The organism is Treponema sp. UBA6852, assembly GCA_002449305.1.
Classification (GTDB): domain Bacteria; phylum Spirochaetota; class Spirochaetia; order Treponematales; family Treponemataceae; genus Treponema_D.
Window position 1 is genome coordinate 1 of the sequence record DKDI01000016.1, and the last position, 11,909, is coordinate 11,909.

Below are 11,909 nucleotides of genomic sequence, written 5' to 3' on the forward strand. Positions count from 1 at the left end.
CCGGGATGTTCAGCTATGTCGGATGGAATCTCTTCGGAAGCTCTGTTGGTGTATTCAAAAATCAGATTGTGAATATTCTTCTGAACCAGTTTTTCGGTTCACTTGTGAATGCTGCCAGGGCGATAGCTTCGCAGGTAAGCGCGGCGGTAACAAGTTTCAGCCAGAATTTCTCAACAGCGATACGTCCTCAGATTATAAAGACTTATGCCGCGGAAGAAAAAGAGGAATGTCTTTCGCTGACTTTCCGTGGCTGCAGGATGACATTCTTTCTGATGTACATTTTTACGCTTCCGCTTTTGCTTGAAATGCCGTTTGTTTTAAAAGTTTGGCTTAAAAATCCTCCTGAAAATGCCGTGCTTTTTGCACGCCTTGTTCTGATTGATGCTTTGGTTGATTCTGTGAGCTATCCAATCATGACGCTTGCGCAGGCGACTGGAAAAATAAAGCTTTATCAGAGTTCTGTGGGCGGAATCCTGCTTATGAATCTTCCTGCAAGCTATGTGTGCCTGAAATGCGGGCTTCCTGCATACAGTGTTCTTGTCGCTGCAATCTGTATAACTTTTATTGCGTTTGTTGTGCGTCTTTTTATTGTAAAAGTTTTGACAGGCTTTTCTATACGAAGTTTCTTGATGAGCGTGTGCCTGCCGATTTTTGCCGTCGCAGTTCTGTCTGCGGTTGTTCCTACTGCTGCTCGCTATTTCATTAAAGGTGAAATTATGAATTTTATTGGCGTTGTCTTCTTGTCCGTCACCTTTGCTTCAGCATCCATCTTGTTTGTCGGAATGAATAAATCAGAACGTGTTTCTGTCTTGAATATGATGCGAAGGAGGTTTTTTGATGCCTAGTCTTCCTTCTGTAAAATGCTCCGGCTGTGGCGCCTGCGGACAGATTTGTCCTAAATCCGCAATCTCGATGACACCGAATGATGAGGGCTTCTTGTACCCTGAAGTTGATTCTTCTCTTTGCGTTGAGTGTAGGGTTTGCGAGAAAACTTGCCCGGTTCTGAACGTAAGAAGTTCAACTGATTTTTCAGAAAGAAAAGCGTATGCGGCAATCTGCAATGACGAGAAAATTCGTCTTGAAAGTTCTTCCGGCGGAATGTTCACGGTTCTTGCTGAAAAAGTGATAGCTGTGGGAGGCGTTGTTTTCGGTGCGGAATTTGACAGTGATTTTTCTGTAATGCACGGCTGGACTGATTCCGTTTGCGGACTTGAGAGATTCCGCGGATCAAAGTATCTGCAGAGCCGCACGGAAAGCAGTTTTTTGGAATGCAGAAAATTTCTTGATGACGGGAGAAAGGTCCTTTACACAGGAACACCGTGCCAGATTGCCGGATTAAAGGCGTTCCTAAAAAAGGACTATGAGAATCTTTTTACCGTTGACGTTATCTGCCACGGAGTTCCAAGCCCCGCACTCTGGCAAAAGTATATAAAATTCCGCTTCGCGGATTGTGAAAACAGCTTTCAGGCGGAAGAATGACGGCTGGAAGCTGTATTCATTGTCATTCACTTTCGCGAATGGCAGTGAATACAGGCAGACTTTGACAAAAGATAAATATATGCAGCTTTTCTTAAAAGATAATGGACTTCGCGAAAGTTGCTATGAATGCTCATTCCGCGGAAATAGCCGCAAGTCAGATATAACGCTTGCGGATTTTTGGGGAGTTGAAAACCTTGAAAAAGAATTCTTTGACGACAAAGGGACAAGCCTTGTAATTGTTCAAACTGAAAAAGGAAAAAGACTGGTTGATTCAATAAAGAACTCTTGCTGCATAAAAGAAACTGATTTTAGTCAGGCTGTAAAGTTCAATCCTGCATATTTTGAAAGTAAGAAGCGCCCTAAAAAGAGAAATGTGTTCTTTAAAAATCTTGAAAGAACAGAAATTAATGAGTTGTACAGAAAATTTGGAAAGGACTCTTTTTTTATGAAAACGAAACGTTTTGCAGCAAGATGTTTATGGCATATCCGAAATATAAAAAATAAAAAGGAGGCGCGCTGAAAAGACAATTGATTTTTTATAAGACAACGGTATTTTCCTGTTGTTTTATATGTTCTTTGACATTTCTATTTTTGATTTGGAGTTTATCAAAAAACAAAAGACGGCTGAGCCAAGGTCTTGATTTTTGCATAAATTTTTTACCGTTTTACCGTATTGAGCATATTTGTAAAAAATGATATTTTTTATTAAAAAGTAGCGCCTTTATGGGCCGAACTTTTTAATAGGAACTCTGCTATGGAAATTAAGCGTGATTTGTATCTGGACAGACTTGTTTCGTCTATGTGGAACGGGCAGGTAAAAGTCATAACTGGAATCAGAAGATGCGGAAAGTCTTATCTTTTGCACGTCCTGTTCAAGAATTATCTGCTTGAAAAAGGAGCGAAGCCAGAGAACATCATCTCTATTGAGCTTGATTTGCTTCGCGACATACGATTTAGAAATCCGCTTGAGCTTTCCTCCTTTGTTGTCAGCAGAATTCAGGGCAAGTCGGAAAAGTTTTATCTTTTTATCGATGAGATTCAGCTTTCAGACGAAGTTAAGAATCCTTACAATCCAGAAGGCAAAAAAATCACTTTTTATGATGTTCTGAATGATTTCCGTGAGTATCAGAATCTTGATGTTTACGTTACAGGCTCAAACTCAAAAATGCTTTCATCAGATATTCTTACAGAATTCCGCGGGCGCAGCGATGAAATAAGGGTTCACCCGTTAAGCTTTGCAGAATTCTTGTCGGTGTATGACGGCGAAAAATCCGATGCGTTTGAGGAATTCTGTTTTTACGGCGGGCTTCCTTTTGTGCTTTCCAAGAGTGATGAAGCGGGAAAAATGGAGTATCTTTCCACGCTTTTTTCTGAGGTTTACATAAAAGATATTGTTGAGCGTAAAAAAATTGAGCGCGAGGATGTGCTTTCCAAGATTCTGAATTTAATCTGCTCTTCTGTCGGCTCTCTTACAAATCCTAAAAAAATTGCTGACACACTCCGCTCAAAAGAGAAAACTGAAGTTTCGGACGTTACTGTTTCTACATACATAAAGCACCTTGAGGATGCGTTCCTGATTTCCGAGGCTAAGCGTTATGATGTGCGCGGAAGGTCCTATTTTGATTTTCCAAGCAAATTTTACTGCGAGGATGTGGGCTTAAGAAATGCGAGAATTGGATTCAGGCAGCAGGAGATGACGCATATCATGGAAAATGTGGTTTATAATGAACTTAAAATTCGCGGATTTCTTGTTGATGTGGGCGTTGTGTATTCAAGGGAGCTGAACCAGAATAAAAATTCTGTGCGTGTTCCGCGCGAGATTGACTTTGTGGCTTCAAAAGGCGGAAAGAAAGTTTATATCCAGTCGGCTTTTGCGTTGCAGACCGAAGAGAAGACTGCGTCAGAACTCAAGCCCTTTTCGCTCACAGGAGACTCATTCCCGAAAATAATTGTGCGCGGCGACATAAGAAAACGCTGGTATGATGAAGACGGCGTTCTGAACATCGGAATCACAGATTTTCTGCTGGACAAAAAATTGTTTTAGAAAGACAAAATTCAAAAATAGAAATCAGATAAAATCAATTCTCTTTTCAGCCAGAATAAGATGGCTGGAACAAAAAAACTAAAAGTCGGAATTCTTACTTTCTGGTGGTCAAACGACAATTATGGGCAGCTTTTGCAATGCTATGCGCTTCAGAAATATCTGCGTGACGCAGGACACGATGCCTTTCTGATTCGATACAACTCGCAGAATGATTTTGCAAGAACTCCTTTTTTTATTCGACTGTTGAAGGCATTGAATCCAATCCTGCTTTTCAAATATTTAAACTATAGAGTTAATTCAAGAAAATCCATTGTGGAAGCGAAACTTCACGACCGGCATTTTATTGATTTTCGAAACAAATATATTGTCCAATCAGAAAAAATATATAGTTCATATTCGGAACTGAAAGAAAATCCTCCAGAAGCTGATGTCTATATTGCGGGAAGTGATCAGGTCTGGAATTTCAGTTTTTGCAAGAATGTAAAAAAATGCAGAAATCTTATATATGCCTATTTTCTTGATTTTGGAAAATCTGAAACAAAGCGAATGAGCTATGCTGCAAGCTGGAGCTGTTCAGATTTACATCCTGACATTATAGAAGAAATCCGTCCTCTTATTGCAAAATTTGACTATGTTTCAGTGCGTGAAAAAGTCGGAATAGAGCTATGCAGGAAATGCGGATATGAGAATGCTGAACTTGTTCCAGATCCGACGTTGCTTTTAAGTGCAGAAGATTACAGAAAAATCTACAGTGAAAATAAAATCAATGTTCCTTATAGGCCTTATCTTTTGCTTTACATGCTCAGTAATGCCTGCGATTTTGATATTGATAACGTTTATGATTTTGCTGCTGAAAAAAATCTTGATGTAATTTACGTAACTGGAAACTCGAAAATCGACAGTTACACAAAAACATTCGCGACAATTCCTGAATGGCTTTATCTGGTAGACAATGCGGAATATGTTGTTACGAACAGCTTTCATTGCTGCGTTTTCAGTTTGATTTTTAAGAAGAAATTTGGAGTTGTTCCATTAATAGGAAAAGTTTTCTCTATGAATGAGCGGATAGAAAATCTGTTCAGACTTTTTGGAATTAAAGACAGATGGATTAAAAATGGATTTGAGTTTTTGGAAAATGATTATGAAAGTAATGTATTTTCTAATATTAATAATAAAGATTTTCGGAGGATTATTATGGAAAAAACAGCAGTACCTGATAAATTGTATCATTACACATCGAAAACAGGATTTCTAGGTATTATTAAAAATAAAACTCTTTGGGCTTCTGAAATTTTATTTATGAATGATAGTAAAGAAAGTAAGATTCCTTATGAAATATTTGAAGAATTATTGTCTTTAGAAAAAAATTCTGATGTAAAAGAGAAACTAAAAAAAGAAACATTCGATTTTAACGATTTTTACAAGCATTTTGAAGGTTTTGGCTATTATGTGATTTCTTTTTCAGAAAAAGAAGATGATTTAAATCAATGGAGATTATATGGGGATAATGCTTCTGGTATGTGCATAGAATTCAATTCTTATTATTTATTAAAAAGATTAAATGAATGTAATCAAAATAATATTGAATTGAAAAAATGTATATATAGTAAAAATGAACAAATTCTTGAAATTCAAAAATTGATAGATTCCATTAAGTCTGAAAATACTCAAACTTATAGCATTATACCAAAATTATTGAAGTTTTCTACTTATTTCAAACATGAAAGTTTTAAAGATGAGCAGGAGTGGCGAATTGTTATAGAAAATGTAGAAAGAACTCAAAAAAATGCTAGATGCGGAAAGAATTTGTTTATTCCTTACTGTGAAGTGAAAATTGAAAAAGAAAAATTACCTGTTGAAGACGAAAAAAGATATCCATGGCTAGGAAATATTACGCTTGGACCTTGTAATGATGAATTAGCAAAACTTTCTGCTAATCAGGTTTGTCTTTTGAATGGTATTGGATTTTGCAAGAATTTACACAGAGATTTATTGAAATCTGATATTCCATATAGAGGATGAAAATGAATTTTTTGAAACATATCTGCAGGTTTATAAAATATCATCTTTTAAGAATAAAATATTGTTTGCTTTGTAAGTTTAAGAAAAGAGATATAAAAGAATTATTTTCAGATTCAGAAAGTTTTGTTCTGTTTATAACTCATAATTACGGAGGCTGAATATGAATCCAAAAAAATCAATCTGCTTTATAATGCCCGGTCTTTCTCACGGTGCTGTCGGCGGGTATAAAATCGCCTATGAGTATGCGAACCGTTTGTCTGCGTTTGGATATAAGGTTTCTGTTTTCTATCCGCTTTTTATGACAAAAAGAATGCATTTTTCTTTACTTGTGCGGATAAAGAAACTTCTTGCATACCTACCTCTGAAAATTCTAAAACTTTATCGGCAGCGGTGGTTTCCATTAAAAAATGTAAAAGAGGAATTCTCTTTTTCTTACAGCAGGAAAATTTTTAATAATTATGATGTGCTTGTCGCAACTTTTATTGACAGCGCGTTTGCTTTGCACGACTTAAGTCTCGACATTTCGAAGTCCTGTATCTATCTGATACAGGGTTTCGAAAAATGGCCTCCATTTTCCGAAACCCAAGTTTTTGAAAGCTATAGATTTCCTATGAAAAAAGTTGTCATAACACCGTGGCTTTTGGAAAAAGTTCGGAGTGCAGGCGAAGATGCCATGCTCATTTACAACGGATTGGATTTTTCATATTTTACGCTTTCTCAAAAAATTGAAGAGCGGAATCCTTATGAAATAAGCCTTATGTACCACACACGTCCAGAAAAACGCTTTGAGGATTCTGTAAAGGCTCTTGAAATTGTTCACAGCAAGTTTCCGCAGATTCACGTTTCTATTTTTGGAGTTTTCAATAATCCGGGAAACTTTCCAGAGTGGTTTACTTATTATAAAAGCCCTTCTAAAGAACTTCACAATAAGATTTACAATGATTCTTCCATATATATTGCGGCAAGTTCCACAGAAGGTTTTGGTCTTACAGTTGCAGAATCTATGATTTGCGGCTGCGCTGTTGCCTGCACTGACAACGGCGGTTTTTCTTCAATGGTGGCTGATGGCGAGACTGGACTTCTTTCCCCGGTTTTTGACTATAAGGCTTTGGCGGAAAATATTATTAAACTGATTTCTGACAATGAGCTTCGGATTCGGCTTGCAAAAATCGGCAACGAAAATATAAAGAAATTCAACTGGGAAAGTGCCGTTGAAAAATTCCAGAAGGTGATAGAAGAATGTTAAAAAGTCTGATTTTTGTGTTCTGCACAGCGATGGGAATTTTTCTGACTGTCGTTCAGGAAAACTATAAAAGAACATTGCGTTTTTCTTTTTCTGCGTTTGTGTTCTTTCTTGTTCCTATATTATGTTTTGCGCTTTCTCGTTTTTTCTGGGCGGATGCGGCAGGTCTTGCTGATTACCATAATTATTTTGATTTCTTCAATCATGCGGATAAAGTAATTGAAAACCGTTTTGAGATTATGGCAAAAGTCATCAGATTTTTCAGTCCGACTTTTTTCATTTTTCTTCTTTTTTATTCGCTCACCAGCATTACGCTGAAAGTTTATACAATTGATAAAATTTCAACATATCCTTTGCTTTCTCTTATAACATACATTTCAACTTCCTTTGCTCTGCACGATACTGTGCAGATACGAATAAGCTGCGCAATTGCGATTTTTCTCTTTTCAATCAGATTTCTTGTTGAGAGAAAATATTTTATATATATTCTTCTTATTTCTATTGCTGTATGTTTTCATAAAAGTTCCGCTGCATTTTTTGTTTTTCTTTTTTTCAGGAAAAAGTCTTTTAATCCTGCTTTTTGGATATTAGCTCTGGTTGTTATATATTTCTCAGCTTTTTTGAATATAAATTTTATAAAGCTTTTTCTGCTTGTTTTAGGGGAAGACAACTACTATTATCTTTCGATTATTTCGGATATGAATCAGAATCTTGACTTGTTCAATGTTAATCAGCTTATAAATATTTTTATATTTTTACTGCTTGCTTTTAATTCAAGAAAATTCATGTCTTACAAATTTTTTCCGATATTTATGAAAATATTTTTCTGTAGCATTGCTGTTTATCCGCTTTTGAATAGTGTTCCAATCGTGGCTTCAAGATTCAGCGAAATGCTTCGCCCTTCTATAATATTTCTTCTTCCGCTTGTTATAAATATTTTCAGACAAAAATGGGTTGGATACATTTTTGTCATCTGCATCTGTTTGATGCTGTCGTTTTTGAATAATTTTTATTATTCGCTTGTGTCTATTTAAAAGAGGTTTTCTATGAGTTCAAAAGTCTATGCGCTTGTAACATTGTTCTATCCGGATGAAAAAATTGTAGAGAATATAAAAATTCTTGCTTCTCAGGTTGACTGTGTGATTCTCTCCGACAACACGCCTTGTTCTGACAATCAGAATATTTTTGCGGAAATCCAAAACTGCGTTTACATTGCGAACAGAGAAAATTTCGGGCTTTCAAAGGCGTTCAATGTCGCGCTGAAAAGCCGCCAGTTTGATGATGAGGATTTCATTTTTTTCTTTGATCAGGACTCAAGAATCTGTGAGGGTTACGCTGAGACTCTGATTCGGAATTTTGAGGAAATTGATTCAAATCATGAAATCGGCTGTGTCGGCCCTCAGTATGTTGATACAAATTCCGCTAAAATTATTGCACCCCGAAAAATTGAAGTTCTTTCTGCCAGCTGCTATACGGTCTCTTCGATGATAACTTCCGGACTTCTGACAAAATATTCAGTCCTGAAAAAAATCGGATTTTGGAACGAGGAAGTTTTTCTTGACATGGCGGACTGGGACATCTGCTGGCGGATGAAAAAAACTGGCTTCAAGATTGTTCTTTGCAATGCTATGACTCTAACGCACACTTTGGGAAAGGGCGTGAAGAAAATCGGAAAATTCAACCTGCGGATAAATCATCCTGTGCGCGAATATTACCAGCTCCGTGACTCAATAAAAATCTTTTGGCGGCGTTATGTTCCTGTAAAGTATAAAATCCGTTTCCTTCTGATGTGGTTTCCTATGCCGCTAGTTTACATTTGTTTCCTCCCGAACCGTCTGCTGCGCATGAAATATATCTTCTGGGGATTTTTGGACGGAATAAAAAGGAAAAATGACAGTTTTGAAAAGCTGCATGGGGAAGGGTGAAAATAAAAAATTCTTGTATTTTGCAACTTTCTATCTTATCATAATAATATAAATATGTAGGAGCAGTGTTTATGAAAAGATTAAGATGTGTTGTTTTTGCTTCATCTATAAAACATGGCGGCAGATGCATTGTCGCAAAAGATTTTGATTCGAAAAAATGGTTCAGATTCGTTTCTGATGAAAACGGCAGTGCCATTCCTTATGAAAAGGCTATGTTTTATAATGACTTGTATAAAAAATCATATTATTTAATTCCTCTAAAGGTTGTTTCTTTTCCGATAGATTCGGAATCACCGATTTTAGGTCAGCCGGAAAATGTTATTCTAGGAAATGGTGCTATAAATCAGGTAGAGCCGTTTGTGATAAATGATATTTCTAGTTTTCTTGATAATCCAGATGATTTGTGGGGAAAAGGAGATTGCGTGCCTGATAAGGATGTTTCTACTATTACGCAGTCAATTTATCTTATAAAACCAAAAAACGCAAAGCTGGAATCCGAGATAAATGAGTTTGACGGAAAAACAAAAAGATATGTTTCTTTTAAATACAATATGATAGACTATAGCCTGCCTTGCACAGATCCGAAATTTGATTCTTTGCTTAAAGAAAATTTTTCTGTTCAGGCATTGTGCATAAGTCTTGGTGAAAATTTCAACGGTTATCATTATAAAATAGTTGCTTCAGTATTATGAAGAAGGTAGGAATTTATGGAACAGAACGGGCATTTGTTTACTATAGGCTGTTCTACAAGGTCACTTTCAGATTTTATTCTCATGCTAAAAAAATATAAGATTCAAGTTGTTGCCGATGTCCGTTCAACTCCTTATAGTCATTTTACTCCTCAGTTTAATGCTGATTGCTTAAAAAATGAACTTCATAAAAACAGAATTATGTACGGTTCGTTTGCAGAGGAGTTTGGCGCAAGGCGTGTTGAGGATTCTGTCTACATTGGCAATACTGTTGATTTTACCAAGGTCATGGAACTTGATATTTTTCATAAAGGAGTTGAGCGGATAAAAAATGGCTTGAACGCAGGTTATTCTATAGCACTGACGTGTACTGAATACAATCCTTTGGATTGCCATAGGTTTTCCTTAGTTTCCAGAGGCATAAGAAAAACTTTGAATATTCCTATAGACCATATTTTCAGTCAAAATTTATGTAAGCCTACAGAAGATTTGGAAAACGAGCTTTTGCTTGCTCTTAACTTGCAGCCGGAGTTGTTTGAAAACAAAAATATGCTGATAGAGCGTGCATATAATATTCTAGGGAAGAAAGTCGCATATTCAAGAGTTGAAAAACCGGAGCCTGTCATTTATGCTTAACTTGTACACAATCGGATATACAGAAAAAACTGCGGAATATTTTTTCAACAAATTGAAAAATACTGCCGCAAAAAAAATAATTGATGTACGGCTTAACAATGTATCACAGTTGGCAGGATTTACTAAAAAAAATGATTTGGCGTTTTTCCTAAAAAACATATTGAACTGGGAGTACATTTGGTGCCCCGAACTTGCGCCGACTAAAGATATTCTTGATGACTACAAGCATAAGAAAATTACCTGGAAAGATTATGAGATACGATATTTGGAACTTCTGCATAGACGTAGAATTGAAAAAGTAGTAACTAAAGAAATTCTTGCAGATTCTGTGCTGCTATGTTCTGAAAAAAGTCCAGAATTTTGCCATAGAAGACTTGCGGCAGATTATCTTAATGAAAAATTTGATAATTGTTTTTCTGTTGTTCATTTAATTTAAGAAAGGAAAATCAAGATGGGTGAAGATAAAAATGATAAAAAAATAGTTTTGGCAATCTGTTATGATTTTGATAAAACGTTATCCCCTACTGATATGCAAGCACAAGGTTTTATACAATCAATTGGCTATGATGTAGAAAACTTTTGGAAAGAATCAAACAAATTGGCAAGTGACAATGAAATGGATCAAAATCTTGCCTGGATGTTTATGATGTCCAAAGGTTCTCATGGAAAATTCGTTTTTAATAAGGATACCTTAAAAGAGTTTGGTAGTAAGGTTGAGCTATTCTCTGGTGTAAAAACTTGGTTCGAAAGAATAAATAAATATGGGGAAGAACATGGTGTTGAAGTTGAGCATTATATTATATCATCAGGCTTGAAGGAAATGATAGAAGGGACTGTGATTGCTGATAAGTTTAAAAAGATTTATGCAAGTTCTTTTTATTATGATAGCGATGGAGTTGCCATCTGGCCTGCTCAGGTTGTGAATTACACGGATAAAACGCAATTCTTATTTAGAATAGAGAAAGGTGTTCTTGATGTTAATGATCAGCAGGTTAATACATTTTTTAAGCAAAATGAATTAAGAGTTCCGTTTAGAAATATGGTTTATATTGGTGATAGTGATACTGATATACCTTGCATGAAACTGGTAAATACGAACGGAGGACATTCTATTGGTGTATATAATGCAGAAACTAACGACAAATCAAAAGTTTTTAAAATGCTTTCTGAAAATCGGATAAAATATTTTGCTCCTGCAGATTATTCTGAAAATTCAAAGCTTGAGCAATTGATTTTAAAAATCATTGACAGGACAAAAGCAAATGAAATTTTAGAAAATTTTTATTTTGATTGTCTTGATGAAAGGAATCTTGCAGATAAAGAGATTAGTGAAGAAGAAAGAGACAAGAATAATCTTATAAATAAGTTGGAAAATAGCTTTAATTTTAAAACAACTCATTTTGTTATAGATGAACTTTCTAAAATAGATTCATGGACAGAAAAACAGAAACAAAGATTGTGCAAGATTGGCGTTGAGAATAGTCAGGTTTTTTCGATTTTAAAAGATCCTGATGTAAAAGACTTTTATAAGGAAATATGTAAACATTGCGAATCAGAGTATTCAATAATTATTATACAGCAAATAGATTCTTAACGAAGAGAAACTAGATTGTATAGTAGAATCTGATAAAATATTGTATTGATTAGACACAAGATTTTTAGAAATGTAAAATTCAAGCGAGTTGGGGTTGTTCTGCCGTACTATATTTACTTCATCAACAACTTTTGTATGTTTATGTTTTAAATTAAGTGCTATTCTACATTGCATCTATAATAGGTGCAAACAGATTTCCAATCTCTGTTGAAAATCTAGAGAGTTTTGTAGATGTAGAATTATCACGTTTGTAATATAAATAATAGGTCGAATTTCG

At 35.6% G+C, this 11,909-nt stretch carries 12 protein-coding genes; all 12 read left to right on the top strand.

The window, feature by feature from the left end; translation table 11 throughout:
• Positions 1-845, top strand: an 845-nt coding sequence (locus tag B3209_RS04230; RefSeq protein WP_414718098.1) for a lipopolysaccharide biosynthesis protein, incomplete at its 5' end; no start/stop codon positions are given.
• Positions 838-1,479: a 4Fe-4S dicluster domain-containing protein gene (locus B3209_RS11735; protein ID WP_349681161.1), complete on the top strand. Its 642-nt coding sequence runs from the start codon at positions 838-840 to the stop codon at positions 1,477-1,479. The genes B3209_RS04230 and B3209_RS11735, both read left to right, overlap by 8 nt.
• Positions 1,480-1,498: 19 nt before the next feature.
• Entirely contained in the window at positions 1,499-1,999 is a 501-nt protein-coding gene (locus B3209_RS11740) for a Coenzyme F420 hydrogenase/dehydrogenase, beta subunit C-terminal domain (protein WP_349681162.1), read from the top strand.
• Between the two features lie 234 nt (positions 2,000-2,233).
• Positions 2,234-3,523, top strand: a complete 1,290-nt coding sequence (locus B3209_RS04240; protein ID WP_296689923.1) for an ATP-binding protein — start codon at positions 2,234-2,236, stop codon at positions 3,521-3,523.
• A gap of 60 nt (positions 3,524-3,583) precedes the next feature.
• The gene (locus B3209_RS04245) at positions 3,584-5,545 is read left to right on the top strand and encodes a polysaccharide pyruvyl transferase family protein (RefSeq protein ID WP_296689925.1); all 1,962 of its coding nucleotides are present in this window, start codon (positions 3,584-3,586) and stop codon (positions 5,543-5,545) included.
• Between the two features lie 160 nt (positions 5,546-5,705).
• Entirely contained in the window at positions 5,706-6,791 is a 1,086-nt protein-coding gene (locus B3209_RS04250) for a glycosyltransferase family 4 protein (RefSeq protein ID WP_296689926.1), read from the top strand.
• On the top strand, positions 6,785-7,822 hold the full coding sequence (locus tag B3209_RS04255; protein ID WP_296689928.1) for an EpsG family protein: 1,038 nt from the start codon (positions 6,785-6,787) through the stop codon (positions 7,820-7,822). Before B3209_RS04250 ends, B3209_RS04255 begins: the two co-directional genes overlap by 7 nt.
• 12 nt (positions 7,823-7,834) lie before the next feature.
• Positions 7,835-8,713 (top strand): glycosyltransferase family 2 protein, encoded by an 879-nt coding sequence (locus B3209_RS04260; RefSeq protein ID WP_296689930.1) that lies wholly within the window; start codon positions 7,835-7,837, stop codon positions 8,711-8,713.
• Positions 8,714-8,784: 71 nt separating this feature from the next.
• Positions 8,785-9,405: a dual OB domain-containing protein gene (locus tag B3209_RS04265; protein WP_296689932.1), complete on the top strand. Its 621-nt coding sequence runs from the start codon at positions 8,785-8,787 to the stop codon at positions 9,403-9,405.
• A gap of 15 nt (positions 9,406-9,420) precedes the next feature.
• On the top strand, positions 9,421-10,038 hold the full coding sequence (locus B3209_RS04270; RefSeq protein WP_296689933.1) for a DUF488 family protein: 618 nt from the start codon (positions 9,421-9,423) through the stop codon (positions 10,036-10,038).
• Positions 10,031-10,474, top strand: a complete 444-nt coding sequence (locus B3209_RS04275; protein WP_296689935.1) for a DUF488 family protein — start codon at positions 10,031-10,033, stop codon at positions 10,472-10,474. Before B3209_RS04270 ends, B3209_RS04275 begins: the two co-directional genes overlap by 8 nt.
• Positions 10,475-10,489: 15 nt before the next feature.
• A complete protein-coding gene (locus B3209_RS04280) occupies positions 10,490-11,632 on the top strand; it encodes an HAD family hydrolase (protein ID WP_296689938.1) in 1,143 nt (380 codons plus the stop codon).
• The last annotated feature ends 277 nt before the right edge of the window (positions 11,633-11,909 follow it).